Origin of the sequence: Mesorhizobium sp. B2-4-1 (assembly GCF_006442185.1) — a bacterium.
Taxonomy (GTDB): Bacteria; Pseudomonadota; Alphaproteobacteria; order Rhizobiales; family Rhizobiaceae; genus Mesorhizobium.
Genome location: NZ_VFVN01000006.1, coordinates 37,973 through 54,964, shown reverse-complemented (window position 1 = coordinate 54,964; position 16,992 = coordinate 37,973). Strand labels below are relative to the sequence as shown.

18 protein-coding genes and 1 pseudogene are annotated in these 16,992 nt (G+C 62.8%); 17 read left to right on the top strand and 2 right to left on the bottom strand.

Annotated features, from left to right (window positions below):
- Window position 1: 1 nt before the first annotated feature.
- The 5 genes from FJ949_RS16700 to FJ949_RS16680 all read left to right on the top strand — a co-directional run bounded on the left by FJ949_RS16700 (window position 2) and on the right by FJ949_RS16680 (window position 4,712).
- Complete coding sequence (locus FJ949_RS16700) at window positions 2-1,132, top strand: glycosyltransferase (protein ID WP_140497410.1); 1,131 nt, start codon at window positions 2-4, stop codon at window positions 1,130-1,132.
- Window positions 1,129-2,220 carry a glycosyltransferase gene (locus tag FJ949_RS16695; protein ID WP_140497408.1) on the top strand — a complete coding sequence of 364 codons (1,092 nt, stop codon included), beginning with the start codon at window positions 1,129-1,131 and terminating at the stop codon, window positions 2,218-2,220. The genes FJ949_RS16700 and FJ949_RS16695 overlap by 4 nt, the downstream gene beginning before the upstream one ends.
- Complete coding sequence (locus tag FJ949_RS16690; protein WP_140497406.1) at window positions 2,220-3,323, top strand: glycosyltransferase; 1,104 nt, start codon at window positions 2,220-2,222, stop codon at window positions 3,321-3,323. The genes FJ949_RS16695 and FJ949_RS16690 overlap by 1 nt, the downstream gene beginning before the upstream one ends.
- 23 nt (window positions 3,324-3,346) lie before the next feature.
- Window positions 3,347-4,387 carry a UDP-glucuronic acid decarboxylase family protein gene (locus tag FJ949_RS16685; RefSeq protein WP_140497404.1) on the top strand — a complete coding sequence of 347 codons (1,041 nt, stop codon included), beginning with the start codon at window positions 3,347-3,349 and terminating at the stop codon, window positions 4,385-4,387.
- Window positions 4,388-4,526: 139 nt separating this feature from the next.
- Window positions 4,527-4,712, top strand: coding sequence for a hypothetical protein (locus FJ949_RS16680; RefSeq protein WP_140497402.1), 186 nt, complete (start codon window positions 4,527-4,529; stop codon window positions 4,710-4,712).
- A gap of 3 nt (window positions 4,713-4,715) precedes the next feature.
- On the opposite strand, the gene FJ949_RS16675 is transcribed toward FJ949_RS16680, so the two are convergent.
- Window positions 4,716-6,608 carry a hypothetical protein gene (locus tag FJ949_RS16675; protein WP_224647136.1) on the bottom strand — a complete coding sequence of 631 codons (1,893 nt, stop codon included), beginning with the start codon at window positions 6,606-6,608 and terminating at the stop codon, window positions 4,716-4,718.
- A gap of 14 nt (window positions 6,609-6,622) precedes the next feature.
- On the opposite strand from FJ949_RS16675, the gene FJ949_RS16670 reads away from it, so the two are divergent.
- From FJ949_RS16670 to FJ949_RS16620, 12 genes and pseudogenes are all read left to right on the top strand, one after another.
- The gene (locus FJ949_RS16670; RefSeq protein ID WP_140497400.1) at window positions 6,623-7,726 is read left to right on the top strand and encodes an inositol-3-phosphate synthase; all 1,104 of its coding nucleotides are present in this window, start codon (window positions 6,623-6,625) and stop codon (window positions 7,724-7,726) included.
- On the top strand, window positions 7,723-8,319 hold the full coding sequence (locus FJ949_RS16665; protein ID WP_140497398.1) for a histidine phosphatase family protein: 597 nt from the start codon (window positions 7,723-7,725) through the stop codon (window positions 8,317-8,319). The genes FJ949_RS16670 and FJ949_RS16665 overlap by 4 nt, the downstream gene beginning before the upstream one ends.
- A 14-nt stretch (window positions 8,320-8,333) precedes the next feature.
- On the top strand, window positions 8,334-9,434 hold the full coding sequence (locus tag FJ949_RS16660) for a glycosyltransferase (RefSeq protein ID WP_140497396.1): 1,101 nt from the start codon (window positions 8,334-8,336) through the stop codon (window positions 9,432-9,434).
- Window positions 9,434-10,231, top strand: coding sequence for a sugar phosphate nucleotidyltransferase (locus FJ949_RS16655; RefSeq protein ID WP_140497394.1), 798 nt, complete (start codon window positions 9,434-9,436; stop codon window positions 10,229-10,231). The genes FJ949_RS16660 and FJ949_RS16655 overlap by 1 nt, the downstream gene beginning before the upstream one ends.
- Before the next feature lie 2 nt (window positions 10,232-10,233).
- Window positions 10,234-10,995 carry a TIGR04290 family methyltransferase gene (locus FJ949_RS16650; RefSeq protein WP_140497392.1) on the top strand — a complete coding sequence of 254 codons (762 nt, stop codon included), beginning with the start codon at window positions 10,234-10,236 and terminating at the stop codon, window positions 10,993-10,995.
- Window positions 10,988-11,914, top strand: coding sequence for a beta-xylosidase (locus FJ949_RS16645; protein WP_140497390.1), 927 nt, complete (start codon window positions 10,988-10,990; stop codon window positions 11,912-11,914). The genes FJ949_RS16650 and FJ949_RS16645 overlap by 8 nt, the downstream gene beginning before the upstream one ends.
- A gap of 7 nt (window positions 11,915-11,921) precedes the next feature.
- Window positions 11,922-12,758, top strand: coding sequence for a PIG-L family deacetylase (locus tag FJ949_RS16640; RefSeq protein ID WP_140497388.1), 837 nt, complete (start codon window positions 11,922-11,924; stop codon window positions 12,756-12,758).
- Window positions 12,755-13,819: a glycosyltransferase family 4 protein gene (locus FJ949_RS16635; protein WP_140497386.1), complete on the top strand. Its 1,065-nt coding sequence runs from the start codon at window positions 12,755-12,757 to the stop codon at window positions 13,817-13,819. Before FJ949_RS16640 ends, FJ949_RS16635 begins: the two co-directional genes overlap by 4 nt.
- 8 nt (window positions 13,820-13,827) lie before the next feature.
- Window positions 13,828-14,808 (top strand): GNAT family N-acetyltransferase, encoded by a 981-nt coding sequence (locus tag FJ949_RS16630; RefSeq protein ID WP_181169760.1) that lies wholly within the window; start codon window positions 13,828-13,830, stop codon window positions 14,806-14,808.
- Window positions 14,753-15,595 (top strand): annotated as a pseudogene (locus tag FJ949_RS30680) (methyltransferase domain-containing protein); the annotation flags it as partial. The gene FJ949_RS16630 and the pseudogene FJ949_RS30680, both read left to right, overlap by 56 nt.
- A 213-nt stretch (window positions 15,596-15,808) precedes the next feature.
- A complete protein-coding gene (locus FJ949_RS30675; protein WP_224519089.1) occupies window positions 15,809-16,027 on the top strand; it encodes a hypothetical protein in 219 nt (72 codons plus the stop codon).
- A 185-nt stretch (window positions 16,028-16,212) separates the two neighbouring features.
- Window positions 16,213-16,365, top strand: a complete 153-nt coding sequence (locus FJ949_RS16620; protein ID WP_181165412.1) for a hypothetical protein — start codon at window positions 16,213-16,215, stop codon at window positions 16,363-16,365.
- Here FJ949_RS16620 and FJ949_RS16615 read toward each other — a convergent pair whose 3' ends face one another.
- Entirely contained in the window at window positions 16,366-16,929 is a 564-nt protein-coding gene (locus FJ949_RS16615; RefSeq protein WP_140498076.1) for a sigma-70 family RNA polymerase sigma factor, read from the bottom strand.
- Window positions 16,930-16,992 lie beyond the last annotated feature (63 nt).

The window sequence follows — 16,992 nt, the reverse complement described above, 5'->3', positions numbered from 1 at the left end:
CATGCGCTTTCTGTTCTATACCCATTCGGTCGTTTCCGACTGGAACCACGGCAACGCACATTTCGTGCGCGGCGTCATGCGGGAGCTGGTCGCACGCCAGCATCAGGCGATCGCGCTGGAGCCGGCGGACGGCTGGAGCCGCTCGAATCTGCTGGCCGAGAAGGGCTCCTTCGCCATCGAGCGCTTCAGGAACGATTTCCCCGAGCTGATGCCGGTGACCTACGATGCCGGCTTCGACCACGAGGCCTGGATCGCCGATGCGGACGTGGTGGTCGTCCATGAATGGACCGAGCCGGACCTCGTCGCGCGCCTTGGTCGCGCCAGGGCCAACGGCGGCAACTTTATCCTCCTGTTTCACGACACCCACCACCGCGCCGTGTCGGCGACCGAGGCGATCTCGGCGCTCCGGCTGGAGCATTACGACGGCGTCCTCGCCTTTGGCGAAGCCCTGCGCGAGAGCTACCTGCGCGCCGGGTGGGGCAAACGCGTCTTCACCTGGCACGAGGCGGCTGACGACCGCCTGTTCAGACCGCATCCTGAGATCCGCCCGACCTCCGATCTGATCTGGATTGGAAACTGGGGCGACGACGAGCGTACCGCGGAGCTCAAGGAATTTCTGATCGAGCCGGTGCACGAACTCGGCCTCGATGCCACCGTCCATGGCGTGCGCTACCCCAGGCAGGCGCTCGCCGATCTCGCAGCCGCCGGCCTGCGCCATGAAGGCTGGATCGCCAATGCCGACGTGCCGAAGGCGTTCGCAGCGCATCGTGTCACGGTGCATGTTCCGCGCCGCCCCTATCGGGAAGGCCTGCCCGGCATTCCGACCATCCGCGTGTTCGAGGCGCTCGCCTGCGGCATTCCGCTGATTTCGGCCCCGTGGTCCGACACCGAGCAACTGTTCAGGCCAGGCGTCGATTTCCTGTTCGCGGACAATGGCTCCCAGATGCGGCGACACCTCCGGGCCGTACTCGGCGACGCGGATTTCGCTGCCTCCCTGGCGGCGTCTGGTCTCGAGACCATCCGCCTGCGGCACACATGCCGGCACCGCGTGGACGAGTTGTTCGGCGTGCTCGCCGAATGCGGACCTCAACACATCACCAATCCGACCGCCGCAAAGGAAGCTGCTGAATGAAGATCGCTTTTTATGGATCGAGCCTGTTGTCGTCCTACTGGAACGGCGCCGCTACCTATTACCGTGGGTTGCTCAAGGCGCTTTCCCAACTCGGCTACGAAATCACCTTCTATGAACCTGACGTCTATGACCGCCGGAACAACCGCGACATCGAGGCGCCGGATTGGTGCGCCGTCGTCGTGTACGAGGCGACCCAGCACGCGCTGATGCAGGTGGCGGCGTGCGCCGCCGAGGCGGATATCGTCGTCAAGGCGAGCGGCGTCGGTTTCGAGGATGAGGCGCTGCTGCGCGCCGTGCTCGATCACGCGCGTCCTGACGCGCTCGTCGTGTTCTGGGACGTGGATGCTCCAGCGACGCTCGGCCAATTGCGCGATGAACCGGACCATCCGCTGCATGCCGCGCTGCGGCAAATCGATCTTGTGTTGACCTATGGCGGCGGCGACCCCGTGGTCTGGGCCTATCGCGCCATGGGAGCGAAGGAATGCGTGCCGATCTACAATGCGCTCGATCCTGAAACGCATTATCCAGTCGCCAGTCAGGCGCGTTTTGCTTGCGACCTCGCTTTCCTCGGAAACCGGCTGCCGGACCGTGAGGCGCGCGTCGAGGCGTTTTTTCTCGATCCGGCCAGCCGTTTGCAGGAGCAGCGTTTCCTGCTTGGCGGATCGGGCTGGGGCGACAAGCCGCTTCCCGCCAATGTCGGTTGGCTCGGCCACGTCGGCACCCGTGACCACAACGCCTTCAACGTCACCCCGAAGGCCGTGTTGAACATCAGCCGCGACAGCATGGCCGCAAACGGCTTTTCGCCCGCCACCCGCGTTTTCGAGGCGGCGGGCGCCGGTGCCTGCCTCATCACGGATGCGTGGCTGGGCGTCGAACTGTTCCTGAAACCCGGCGAGGAGATCCTGGTCGCACGCGACGGCGGCGATGTCGCCGAAATCATGCGCACCTTGACCCCCAATCGGGCAAAGGCGATCGGCGCGTCCGCGCTGCGCCGCGTCCGCGGTGAACATACCTACGCCATGAGAGCGGCCGTGACCGATACGGTCTTGAGGCGGCACTTCGAGCGCGGGACCGTGGAGGCGGCGTAATGACCAAGCGGCTCAACATCGTCTTTCTCGGCCTGTCCCTCTCCTCGTCCTGGGGAAACGGCCACGCCACGACATTTCGAGGCCTGCTGAAAGGCCTGCATGAACTCGGTCACCGCGTGACCTTCCTGGAGCGCAACGTGCCGTGGTATGCCAATCACCGCGACTTGCGCGATCCCGATTTCTGCACTCTGCGCTACTACGAAACGACGCAGGAGTTGCAACAGGACTGGGCACGATGCTTGCAACAGGCCGATGTCGTGGTCGTCGGGTCCTTCGTTCCGGAGGGGCGCGCGGTCATCGACATTGCCGTGGCGCTCTGCAAAGGGGCGCTCTGCTTTTATGACATCGACACGCCGGTGACCCTGGCAAAGCTTTCGACGGATGAATGCGACTATCTTAGTCGGCGGCAGATTCCGTATTTCGATGTCTATTTCTCCTTCACCGGCGGGCCGACGCTTGGCCGACTGGCGCAGGATTTCGGTGCGCGCCGTGCCGAACCGCTCTACTGTTCGGTCGATCCGCAACGGCATCACCGAACCGCCGACCCAGTCGGCTGGGACCTCGGTTATCTCGGCACCTACAGCACCGACCGGCAGGCAACGCTCAACGCGCTGTTGCTCGAGCCCGCACGGCGCATGCCGGAGCGCCGTTTCGTCGTCGCCGGCTCGCAATATCCGTCCGACATCGTCTGGCCTGAGAATGTCGAACGAATCGAACATTTGCCGCCGGCCGACCATGCCGCATTCTATAGCCGCCAGCGCTACACGCTGAACGTCACGCGCAGATCGATGATCGCCGCCGGATGGTCGCCCAGCGTACGGCTTTTCGAGGCTGCCGCTTGCGGCACGCCGATTATCAGCGATCGCTGGCCGGGTCTCGACAGCTTCTTTCCTGCTTCGGCGATCCGCACGGCCGACAAGGCGGATGACATCGTCGATATCCTGCTCAGGGAATCCGAGCGCGCCCGGCTCGCCATGGCCGGCCGGGCGCGCGAACTCGTCCTGGCAGCACATACCGGTGCGGCCAGGGCCCGCGAATTCGTGTCGCTGCTGACACGACCGAGAGCGGCGATGATCGATCTCGATATCGGAACCGCAGCATGACTGAAAGACAGGAGAAAACAGCGATGCGGCAAACAAGAAAAGCGCGAAGGGCGAAGACAGTGCTTGTCGCCGGCGGCGCGGGTTTCCTCGGCTCGCATCTTTGCGAAACGTTGTTCCGCAACGGCTGGCGTGTGATCTGCGTCGACAATTTCCTTACCGGCCGCATGGACAACATCGTCTCGATCATGGACCAGCCGCGCTTCCGGCTGATCGAGCAGGATATCTGCCGGCCGCTGAACCTCGGCGAGCCGGTCGATCGCGTTTTCAACCTGGCATGCGCTGCTTCGCCGCCGCGCTACCAGGCCGATCCGATACACACGACACGCACCTGCGTCATCGGAACGCTCAACCTGCTCGAACTCGCCGCCCGCAACAATGCGCGATTCCTGCAGGCGTCGACAAGTGAAGTTTATGGCGACCCGGAACAACATCCGCAACGGGAAGACTATGTTGGCCATGTGAACTTCACCGGCCCGCGCGCCTGCTACGACGAAGGCAAGCGCACCGCCGAAACGCTTTGCTTCGATTATCTGAGAGCAGCAAAAGCCGATATTCGCGTGGCTCGCATCTTCAATACCTACGGTCCCAGGATGGACCCCGCCGACGGCCGCATCGTCTCGAACCTGATCATGCAGGCGCTTGAGAAGCGCTCGATGACGATATTCGGTGATGGGTTGCAGACAAGGTCCTTCTGCTACGTCTCCGATCTGATCGAAGGTATGATGCGCCTGATGGATCTCGACCCCAATCCCGGAAAACCTGTCAACCTGGGCAATCCCGGAGAATTCACCATCATGCGACTGGCATCCATGGTGAGAGACATGACCGGAACCAAATCGGATCTGAAATTCCTGCCCTTGCCGCAAGACGATCCCCGCCGGAGGCAGCCCGACATCTCGCGTGCGAAGGCGCTGCTCGGCTGGACGCCGAAAGTGCCGCTCAGGCAAGGGCTGATGCAGACGATCGGATACTTCTCCAATCTCGAAACCAGCGGGATCGACGGCCGGATGACAGCTATTGCGACAAACGCAAGATCGGGCAGGTTGCAGAACCTTCCGGCCTGAGGCCAGGCCGCCGCAGCCACGTGTTCCGGTATGACCGCTCAAGCACGGTCATGCCTCCTGCCGCACTTTTGCGGATTGCGCGGAACATCCTGGCAAGCTCGGGGTTTGACGATGAGATCCCGCTATGGAGAACGGACCTGTGCAACCCAAACGATCCGCAAAGGATATCGAGCAGATTGCGGAAAGAGAGACGGCTGCCTTTCTGCGACGGGCCTCCATCACCTATCTCGAGTGCTGCGTCAGCCTAATGATGACGCATCTGCAGCGCGAGGAAGTGGCCACCATTCTCGAACGCGAAGCGGACATGCTGCGGAGACTGGACTGATCGTCACGGCCCGGACCTCTCCAGGAAGCGTAGCAGCCCTTTCTTGTACCGCGTTGCCGCAGCTACCAGCCTTGGCTTCTCCGGGCCATGCTCGGATCGGGCAGCAACGTCCCAGAGTCCCAGTTGAAACGCCAGGTAGCAAGGTTCGAGACAGTCAATGAGGCCGGTATCGATATTGAGCCGCTCCCCGGCTTCCATGCGGTGGACCAACGTCGCTAGCTCGCTGTCGGAAAATCCATATTCGACGCGAGCGCCGGCAATATCCCACTCTATGGGCTGGCAGCCGATCAAATCATGTCCCCGGCAGTGATCGACGGCATCCGTCTTGATCAACGTCCCGTCGGCACAAACGAGAAACTCCCACGGGTGAAGCCTTCCGTCGATCTCGACCCGTGGCAGCGCTTGCGCAGGGGCACGCTTCGAGAACCAGTTCCGCAGCTCCGCCGCGCGCCGCTCACCCAGGGCTTCGGCGCCATTGTGGACGGCCATCTCAGCGAGTTCCGGCAATCCAGCACCCAGTTCCGGAGTTCTGAGATTGGCCGCACGCCAAGCGAGATAGTGTGCGAGCTCCGCGACAAGCCTGTCTCTGGACAGGTTTACCTGATCCATTGTCTTTCCCTCGACCCACCGTTCAACCAGAAAACCGTGACAAAGCCCGACGATCTGCGGTCCGAAGCCGGCTTCGTGCAGCATCTCCGCGGTTTGCATCTTGCGCTGCCCGGTTTGACCGAGGCCGGCAAATTTGACGAGCCACCGATCGCGTCCCGCGGACGCCAGGAATTTTCGCCGCTCGATGCCGCGTTGACTCGGCGGCCAGAGCCTCTCCTCGGCGTAGTGGAGGTTTCGCCACTCTCCAGCGGATATTTCGGTCAGGGCCAATTGCGGGCTGCCGGCAGCCTCCGCCACCCAATCGCGTAGCGTCGGCATTTGCGCGCCGCCCGGGAAGGTGCGTTCGAAGGCCCGCGCCACATGTTTGCGGCAACCCGACCATGTCTCATGAACCTCCTTAGAGGCTTCGGCACCCGGGCCGCCGGAATGGCTGGGGAACAGGTGAATGCGATCCCTATCGATGCCCAGCCGCCGCAGCCATGCGACGACGGAGTGCATTGAACTGCCCGACAGGCCGGGGCCCTCGTCGACGACAGCGAAGCAAGCCGACGGCTTGCCCCTCCAGGCGCCGATCAATTCCGGGTCGGCGTTGACATACCTGCGGAAAGGATGGCCGATCGGGCGCACGCTGATGGGTGCCGGCGCGTCGATCGCCGCGGCGACCAAGGCGGCAAGCCCGAGGCCAATGCTGCGGATGCCGATGACGCATGTATTCGCGTCGAGGCCTGATGCCCGCCCCGCGCCGAGGTAGCTTTCAGGATAGAGCGCATAATGGGCGTATCCCTCGGCCGTGCCGGTAAGAACCTTGCCCCGGCAGTCGAGCGCGGCCAGCATATGCCTCAGCACGGGATCGACGGCGCCAGTCACTGTGAAGCCGCTTCGCCAGGACCTCGCCACTTCCGCCGCAAGGCCGACCAGCAGCTTGGCACCTTGCCGCTGCCTCGGCGAAGGGGTGTCCCCGCCGCGGGCCTCGAACTCGACATCGGCCAGTGCCTGGACCAGTTCCGAGACCTTGACGAACAACCCTACCAGCGCAGCGTGGCGTTGAATGCCGCAGGGCCTGCAATCGAGGCTTTCAGCCATTTCGCTTGCAGCCTCGCGAAGCTGTCGCGCGTCTTCTGTTCGTTTGTGGTCGCCGTAGACGATCATCCACCGATTCCAAGCTCGCCGTGCGCCAACGCGGCATGCGCGGCTTTGATCCATCCTGCCGCGCGCAATTTTTCCACGTGCCAAGGAACATTCCGGCAAGCTGACGGTTCGGGCCCAGGAACTTACCTTGGACAGCACAGGACGGCAGTTTCGTGGGATCGAAGAAAGTTCGTGTCGGTATCGTCGGTGTAGGCAATTGCGCATCCTCCCTGGTGCAAGGCCTTTCCTATTACCGAGACGCAAAAGGCAATGAGCCGATCCCCGGGCTGATGCATACCGATGTCGGCGGCTACCACGTCGACGACATCGAGGTCGTCTGTGCGTTCGATGTCGCCAAGGGCAAGGTCGGGTGCGACGTGGCCGATGCGATCTACAGCGCCCCGAACAACACGTTCCGTTTTGCCGATGCGGTTGCAACCGGGGTTCGCGTGGAGCGTGGCCCCACGTTGGACGGCATCGGCAAATATCTGCGCACGGAAATCGAGGAAGCGCCGGAGCCGGTTGCCAATGTCAGCGAAATCCTGCGGAACAGCGGTGCCGATGTGCTGGTCTCGTACCTGCCGGTGGGGTCGGAGGAAGCGACGCGCTTTTATGCCGAATGCGCCCTCGAGGCCGGCTGCGCCTTCGTCAACTGCATACCGGTTTTCATCGCGTCACGGCCCGAATGGCGCCTGCGTTTCCAGGAACGCGGGCTGCCGCTGGTCGGCGACGATATCAAGAGCCAGGTCGGCGCGACCATCGTGCATCGGTTGCTGGCCAATCTCTTCCGCGAGCGCGGCGTCCGCATCGACCGCACTTATCAGTTGAACTTCGGCGGCAACACCGACTTCCTCAACATGCTGGAACGCGAGCGGCTGGAATCGAAGAAGATCTCGAAAACGCAGTCCGTGACCAGCCAGTTCGATGTTCCCCTGGAGCCGGGCAACATTCATGTCGGCCCCAGTGACCATGTGCCATGGCTCACCGATCGCAAATGGGCCTACATCCGGGTTGAAGGCACGACCTTCGGTGGAGTGCCGCTCAACGCCGAACTCAAGCTGGAAGTCTGGGATTCGCCCAATTCGGCCGGCGTGGTCATCGACGCCGTGCGCTGCGCCAAGCTGGCGCTTGACCGCGGCATCGCCGGCGCGCTGACCGGTCCGTGCAGCTATTTCATGAAGTCTCCGCCTGAGCAGTTCACCGATGCCGAAGCTCGGCAGCGCACGCTCGCATTCATCACAGGCAGGGACGAGCCTATGCTCGATGCCGCGGAATGACGACGACCTTCTTCCTGATCCGGCACGCGGCACACGACAATGTCGGCTCCTATCTGGCCGGACGGATGGGCGGAGTTCGCCTTGGCGAATCCGGCAGGGCTCAGGCGGCGCATCTTGGCCGCCGCATGGCCCGCGAGCCGATTGCCGCTATCTGGTGCAGCCCACGCGAGCGCACGCAGGAAACCGCCAAGCCGATCGCGACTGCCTGTAGTGTCGGCGAAATCGCGATCTGCGCTGAACTCGACGAGATCGACTTCGGCATCTGGTCGGGAAAGACGTTCGAGGAACTGAACGGCGATGCCGGCTGGCAGGCGTGGAACAGCCGGCGGCAGGAAGCAAGCACCCCAAGCGGCGAAACCATGCTGGATGTCCAACAGCGTATCGTCTCGCTGATGGATCAGGCTCGCGAGCGGCATCAGAATCAATGCGTCGCGCTGATCAGCCATGCCGACGTGATCAAGACAGCCATCTGCCATGTGCTTGGTCTGCCCGTCGGCGACAGTTTTCGCTTCGATATCGACCCCGCCTCAATCACGACGATCGTGTCCGGAGACTGGGGAGCAAAGCTCATCCGTCTGAACGAACTTGCCTGACGAGGACTTGCCGGATGCAGATGGTCATTTTCGGTCTCACCGTCACGTCTTCATGGGGAAACGGCCACGCCACCCTGTGGCGTGGCCTGATCCGCGCGCTGGCCCGGCACGGCTGGTCCATCACCTTTTTCGAGCGCAACACCCCCTACTATGCCGGTGCGCGGGACCTCGATCAACTGGATGGCGGCAATATCGTGCTCTACCCCGACTGGGAGGACATCCGGAGGGTCGCGGAGCAGACGATCAAGCAATCCGACGTCGTCATCATTACCTCCTACTGTCCCGACGCCGTGGACGCTTCGCGCCTGGCGCAGCAGGCATGCCGCGGGCTGCGCGTCTTTTACGACTTGGACACTCCGGTCACTCTGGCGCGCCTCGATCAAGGTGAACGCCCACCCTATTTCGGGCCCGAGGGCCTTGCCGATTTCGATCTCGTCCTGAGTTACACGGGCGGCTCGGCAATCGATGCACTCAAGTCGGTCCTCGGTGCACGCCACGTGGTGCCGCTCTATGGCCATGTCGATCCCGACCAACACCGGCCGGCAGTACCTAGGCCGGAATTTGCGGGCGATCTGTCCTATCTCGGGACCTATGCGGCAGATCGCCAGGCCGGCGTCGAGAAACTGCTGGTCCGTCCGGCCGCACTCCTGCCTGACCACCGCTTCATCATCGGCGGTGCACAATATCCACAGGAATTCCCGTGGAGCGACAACATCTTCTTCGTCAGGCATCTTCCGCCGGCAGATCATCCAGCCTTCTTTTCGTCGTCCCGCCTGACGCTGAATGTGACGCGCGAGGCGATGGCGCAAAAGGGGTGGTGCCCTTCGGGCCGGCTGTTCGAAGCAGCGGCATGCGGCGTACCGATCGTCACCGACACCTGGCCGGGCCTCAGCAGTTTCTTCGAACCCGGTAGCGAGATCCTGCTGGCGTACGACACAGACGACGTGATCGCGGCGCTCAAACTGCCATCGCACGAGCTCGATGCAATTCGAAGCCGTGCGCGTGAACGGGTTCTGGACGAACACACATCCACGCGGCGCGCGGCGGAACTGGATCGCATCCTGAACGAAGCCTTGCAGAGGTCGGCCGGCGAACCGATGAAGGAAGCAGTCTGATGTTGGGCATCGTGCCCGCTGCCGGACGCGGCAGCCGCATTCAACCGCTCGGCTTCTCGAAAGAGCTGCTGCCGGTCGGGAGCCGGATCGATGGACAGACAGAGCGCCCATGTGCCGTAAGCGAGTACCTGGTGCGGCGGATGGTGCGCGCCGGCGTCGACAAGGTCTGTTTCATCATCGGATCGGGTAAATCCGACATTCTCGAATACTATGCCGCGGGCTACGGAGCGGCGACCGCTCTGTTCGTGGTACAACCCAACCCCGTTGGCCTTTGCGACGCCATCTTCCGGGCAGCACCCCTCGTCGCACCGGACGAGACGGTGTTGATCGGGCTTCCCGATACGATCTGGTTTCCCGAAGACGGCTTCTGCCGTCTGCCGGACGACCGGCTGTCATTCCTGCTCTTCCCGGTGGATCGGCCGGAATTCTTCGATGCCGTGGTTCTCGACGAGGAGGGCCGGGTGCGGGAAATCCAGGTCAAGCGGCAGGACGCGGCGACGAACTGGATATGGGGCGCGTTCAAGATGCCGGGCCATGTCCTGCACCAGCTCGCGGCACTCTGGCGCGAGCGGGATTGCTATGACGAATATATCGGCACGTTGATCAACGCCTACCTGACGGCGGGCGGTCAGGCGTATGGGGTGAAGGCAGGGGCCGCCTACGTCGATGTCGGCACTTTCAACGGTTATCGCGCGGCCCTTCGGCTGCTCGACGACGATGCTGCGTCCAAACAGCACCGGCCCACGATGATCGCGCCTACTGCACATTCGCATGCCGTTCCGGGCGAAGGAGCTTAGCCATGCTGCATTCCCATGCTGAAATCCAACGCCGTATCGATGCCCTCGGCCCATGGTTCCACAACATGGAACTAGCCGGCGTCGAAACTGCTCCGGACCATTTTCTCGGTAACTACCCGCTGGTCAAATGGCGCAAGTTCGCCTATGCCATTCCAGCCGACCTGTCCGGCAAGTCCGTGCTCGATATCGGCTGCAATGCCGGTTTTTATTCCATCGAAATGAAACGGCGCGGCGCCGGTCGCGTCCTCGGCATCGATTTCGACGAGGCCTATCTGGCACAGGCGCGCTTTGCCGCCGAGATCGCGGACTGCGACATCGAGTTCCAGAAGCTTTCGGTTTATGACGTCGGCGCCCTGCGCGAGACATTCGACATCGTGCTGTTCATGGGGGTTCTTTACCACCTGCGCCATCCCCTGCTCGCGCTCGACCTGATCCGCGGGCATGTCGCCGGCGACCTGATGATCTTCCAGTCCATGCAACGCGGCAGCGCCGATCTGCCTGCGCTTGAGCAGAATTATCATTTCTGGACGCACGACCTGTTCGAGCGGCCGGAATTTCCGAAACTGCATTTCATCGAACATCGATATGCCGACGATCCGACCAATTGGTGGATTCCCAACCGCGCCTGCACCGAAGCGATGTTGCGCAGCGCCGGCTTCGAGATTTTTTTGCACCCCGAGCAGGAGGTTTATTTTTGCCGTTCCGCCGGCGATCCGGCCGGCGGCGGCGCCGTCTACCCGTCGAAAGGACAGATCCATGATTGAAGCCGCGATGATCTGGAACGAGCCCAACAACAAATCGCATTGGGATCCCGAGCTCGACCCCGATTGGAGCCGCTTCGCCGCCATGGCAATGTTGTCGGCGGATGCGATAGCGTCCGAGAACCCGGCCCTGACCAAGGTGCTCGGCGGCATCTCTCCGATCGACCCCGGCTTCGTCACGCGCATGAAGGAACTCAGATTGCTGGACCACGTCGATGCCGTCGCGGTACATGGCTTTCCGCTCGACTGGAACCTGTGGCAGATCCAGGAATGGCCACAGAAGATCGGTGAGATCGCGGCCGTCACCGATCTCCCGATCTGGGTCAGCGAAGTTGGCGTATCGACCTTCGGCGCCGACGAGATCCAGGTCTGGGGCCTCAGGCGCACCGCTGAATTGCTGCTCGGCAACGCTCCGCGCATCCAGTGGTACAGCCTTTATGATCTCCCGCGCGAATGGGAAGCAACAACGCGCCATCGCGAAGCGGAAGGCTCCTCCTACTATCGTCACTTCCATATGGGGCTGCTGCGCCAGGACGGCACGCCAAAACCGGCACTGGAGGAATTCCTGCGCCATACGCCCGAGATGGGGCTGGTGCAGTGGTTTCATTTCGAGGACCCGCGGCTGGACGACGCCGTCGCCTGGATGAAGCGGCTCGGGGTCACCAATATGCGGACCGGACTTTCCTGGGCCGACAGTTTCAGGCCGAATGCATTGAACTGGTTCGACCGACAGATGGAAGCGCTCGCCGATTTCGACGTGACCGTCACCTTCTGCTTCACGCCAGAGCATCGCGGGATGATGCCTCACCACACCAGTCCGCCGCTGGTGCCGGAGGAATTCGCCGAATTCTGTGCAACCATGATCCGCCGCTACGCGCCCGGCGTGGCTTCCACGTCGAAGCGGCGAGCCTCGGCAGCGTGAGGCTCCCATGCATCAACCGTCGGCAACCCTGGGCGAATTCGCGGCCCTGTTGACGGGCAGTGACGCAGCACATGGTTCCGCGATCATGGTCGTCGTCGCGCATCCGGACGACGAGACGATCGGCATCGGCGGGCATCTTGCCGGACTGCGGTCATGCCGCATCGTCCATGTCACGGACGGAGCACCACGCGATCTTGCCGACGCGCAAGCGCATGGTTTCGAGACATGGCAGGACTATGCCGATGCCCGCCGTGCGGAACTGACGGAAGCCTTGGCCGCGGCCGGCATATCGCCATCGGGCCTGACCGCTCTTGGCTATCCCGACAAGGAGGCTGCGGCGAATCTCGTGGCGCTCGCGCAGGAACTCGCCTGCCTTGTTTGCGAACCCGACATCCGCTTCGTCTGCACACATCCTTTCGAGGGAGGCCATCCCGACCACGACGCGACCGCTTTTGCCGTTCACGCGGCCTGCCATCTTCTGCGCCGTGACCGCCGGCCCGTGCCCACCATCATCGAAATGGCCTTTTATTCGGCTGGCCCGGACGGCCCGGTATTTCAGGATTTCGCCAGCGGCACCGGCAGTGATTGCATAGAGGTCTGCCTGACCGAAGCGGCCTTTCAGCAAAAGCAGCGCATGCTGGCCAGCCACCTGACGCAGCAGCGGACGCTGGCGCCGTTCTCGACCCGCACCGAGCGTTTCCGGCTGGCGCCGACCTATGATTTCCTGAAGCTGCCCAACGATGGCAGGCTCTACTATGAATCGCTGCCGCTGGGTTTCGAGCCCGGCACCTGGCTGCATGCAAGCGCCCGTGCTCACGAGGCGCTCCGGCTCGACCAGCCATGACGCTCACAGTGCTCAATGTTGCCTATCCTCTCGCGCCGGTGGGACCGAACGCCGTTGGCGGCGCCGAGCAGGTGCTGTCAATGCTCGATCAGGCCCTGACCCGCGCCGGTCACCGATCCATCGTCATCGGCTGCCAGGGTTCCAGTGCAAGCGGCATTCTGGTGGAAACGCCCGCCGAAGCCGGCGTGCTCGACCAGTCAGCAAAAAACCGGGCACAGGAGTCCCATCGCGCCGCGATCGCCGCTGCCCGCGCCCAATGGCCGATCGACGTGGTTCACCTGCATGGCATCGACTTCGACGCCTACCTGCCTGCCGACGGTCCGACCCTGGTGACGCTTCACCTGCCGCTCGACTGGTACCCGGCCGGGGCGCTGCGCCCAGGGCGCGACGATCTCTGGCTTCACGCCGTCTCGTCAGCCCAGCAAAGAACCGCACCGCCGGACGCAAGCTTGGTTGCCCCGATCCCGAATGGTGTCGATATCGACGCGCTGAACCAGCCGCGGCCCAGGGGCGACTTCGCCGTCGTGCTCAGCCGCATCTGCCCGGAAAAGGGCATACACCTGGCATTGGATGCCGCCAGGCAGGCTGATGTGCCGCTGGTCATCGGCGGGCGGGTCTATCCTTACGAGACGCATATCCAGTACTTTCGCGATGAGGTCGAACCTCGCCTCGACGGCCGGCGCCGCTTCCTCGGTCCGCTCGGCTTCGCCGCCAAGCGGCGCTTGCTCAATGCAGCACGCTGCCTAGTCGTTCCGAGCCTCGCCGCCGAGACCAGTTCGCTGGTCGCGATGGAAGCACTCGCCTGCGGCACACCGGTGATCGCCTTTCCAAATGGTGCGCTTCCCGAAGTGGTCGAGCACGGCAAGACCGGCTTTATCGTCAACAATGTCGACGAGATGGCGCAAGCAATTGTCGCGGCACCCAGCCTTGATGCCGAGACGTGCCGAAGCGAGGCGCGCCGGCGGTTTTCGCTCGAGCGCATGGTCTCGTCCTACATGAGCGCCTATCTGGCGCTGGCCCGGCTCGGCGCCGACCGCAGGCGTCTCGCCGCGGTGCGGTGAAAGAGCAGATGCTGCGCAGCGAGATCATCGGCGATCCAGAGCAATTGCATGCACTGGCGCCGCACTGGTGGAACCTGTGGGAGCAGAGTTCGTCGGCGACGCCCTTTCAATGTCCCGCCTGGCTGCTGCCGTGGTGGCGCACATTCGCTCCGGGGGAGCTGGCGACGGTCGCCATCTGGCGCGGCAACGATCTGGTGGGCCTGGCGCCGCTCTATCTCGAACATGGCACGGAAGGCTCGAAACTGCTTCCGATCGGCATTTCCCTCAGCGACTATCTGGACGTGCTGTGTGTGCCCGGCAGCGAGGCCCAGGTCGCCACTGCCCTTGCAGAGAAGATACTCTCGATCGAGTGGTCGCAGTGGATCCTGCCGGATCTGCCGCAAGGCAGTGCCGGTCTGGCGATCGAACATCCCGAATTGAAAGCCGATGGACTGGTCGGCCACGCCGTTTGTCCCGTGCTTGCCACCGACGGCGATGAAACGCTGGCGGGCTGCGTCCCTGCCCGGCGCAGACGCCAGTTGCGCCGGGCGCGCCGCGCCGCATCCAGACGCGGCCGGGTCGAGTTGTCGCCGGCACGAGGCGATCCTCAACTGTTCCTCGACCACCTGATAGGCCTGCACGGCGCGCGCTGGGCCGGAAACGGAGGCGGCGTGCTGGCCGACCCCGCCGTCGAGCAATTCCACAGGTGCTCGCTTCCCCTGCTCGACGCTCGAGATCTGACCCGACGCTGGGTGCTCGCCATCGACGGCAAGCCAATCGGCGCCTACTACGGATTTCACCATCGCGGCCGTGCCTATGCCTATCTTGGCGGTTTCGATCCTGCCTATGCCGAGGAAAGTCCAGGCGCGATCCTGGTCGGCCACGCAATCGCCGAATCGATCCGCGAAGGTGCGCGCGAGTTCGACTTCCTGCGCGGCCAGGAGCCGTACAAATATGGCTGGGGCGCTGGCGACAGGTGGACGATGCGAAGGACTTGGACGCGGAAATGAGACCATGGTTTCGATGGAACCAACATCCGTGCGCCGCCGGATAGCGGTCAGGCTGGCGGTCGAGGACTGTATGGCGGACGCTGTCAGTGCCGAGGCCGTCATCGCCAGGCTGGCGCTGCATCTCCACCCAGGCATCGGGGCAGTCGAATTGGCGGAGATCGTGGCGGAGATCGATCCGGTCGATACTCGAGACAGGAAAAGGCTCCAGCAGATAGCCGGGCTGCTTCGCCGCGGATCGAAGGTTTTTGCCACGTTGCAGAAAACGGGTTCTGCCGTTCGTCACGAACGCGACGACGACGAGACGGATGCAGATGTCGTGACGCGGCTGGCCTCGGGCTTTGATGCCGCGGCAGCGATTTCCCGGGTGGCGAGTGTCCAGTTGGCTTCCCTTGGCGATGAGGAAAGGCTGGCAGCCACGACCGACGAAATCGTTGCATGGCTGACAGCGCAAGACTTCACCGGTGCTGGACGCAACATTCTGGACATCGGTTGCGGCATCGGGCGTTTCGAACGCGCGCTGTCGGCATCCTGTGGGCGGGTCGTCGGTATCGACATATCGTCGAGGATGGTCTCGATCGCCCGTGAGCAATGCGCAGCGCTTGGCAATGTAGAGTTGCGGCGGACCTCAGGCCTGGATCTGGCGGAGTTCGGCGACGCGAGTTTCGACTGCGTTCTGGCGGTCGACAGTTTCCCCTATCTGGTGCTAGCCGGCGTGGCGGAGCGGCATTTCGGCGAAATTGCGCGCGTCCTCAAAAGGCCGGGCAGGCTGGCCTTGCTGAACTACTCATATCGCGAATCACTGTTTTTGGACCGCTCCGATATCCGTCACCTGGCGCAACGTCACGGATTGCAGGTCGTCATCGATGGCGAAAAAGCGTTTCGGCTGTGGGACGGCGACGCCTTCCTGCTTGCCGGCGTGACGGAACATTACCAGCCAATGCCAGTTCGGGCGTCGAACACAGCGACGCTGAAGAGCGGCGCCAATTCGAAGGAGGACAGCATGGCATCCGGCAGCAAGAAACATATCGGCCGTGGCAGCCACGGCAAAGGGGCCGGCGCCGGAGCAATGACCGAACTGGCCAAGGACAAGATCGAAGAGAATGCCGTTTTATCCAACAGGGACAAGAAGCAGCACAGCGAGGAACGCGGCCTGGACGGCAATCAGATCAAGTCCGATCAATATCAGGATCATGCCGCAAATCGATTGCCGAAGGACTGAAAGCGCCGCAGTGGATCTGTGACCTCGGCAATCGAGAGTGGAAGAAAAACCTGTGCAAGGGCTGCCGGCAACGGTTTCGGCACCGGGCATCTCCTTGTAATGGCGGTTGCTTGTCATCACAATAGGATGACGGACTGCCATCCATCCAGCCAGGGAATACGATGTCTCGTTCGAGCGATGATAGAATGGACCCGCGCGCAGGAATGGCGATGGATCAGGAGATTGCCTCTCTGCTGATCGCGATCGAGCAGGAAAAGGTTCCTGATCGCTTGACCAGACTGGCGATCGAACTGCAAAACGCGCTCCTTGCGAAACGCCGGCGCGACATAAAGAACTGACTATCTGCGGCTGTCGGCATCAATATCGATCTGCCCGTCCGACAGATGATTTCGTCTTTCCATCAGCGTCTGCAGCGAACTCTCCCCCAGGAACTCAAGAACGGCGGCGCGGGCACGGTTGAGCCGGCTTTTGACCGTTCCCACCGCACAGCCACATATCTCGGCCGTCTCCTCATAGCTGACACCTAGGACGCCGATCAGCATCAGCACCTCGCGCTGGTGTTCAGGGAGCCTCTGGATGGCGCCGTGAACTTCCTTGCTCTGAACGGTCCATTCCTGTGTGGCTTCCGAAATCGGCCTCGAGGACGCGCAGTCGAGCAGGCCAGGCGCTTCCCTGGCCGCGACCTTGACCCGGGTGTAGTAGGTGTTGCGCATGATGGTGAAGAGCCACGACTTCATGCGCGTGCCGGGTTCGAACTTGTCGATGTTGGCAAGGCCCTTCGTCAACGTCTCCTGCACCAGATCGTCGGCATCGTCGGGGATACGGCAGAAGGTGCGCGCGAAAGCCCGTAGCGCGGGTATCAGGTCAACGATGGAAACTTCATGGGTTTCCTGGTCGGCCAAAAGATAGCCTTCGCCTGACAATGGTCCAGCTCCCAGAAAGAAGTATGAATGCAGACCCCAGCT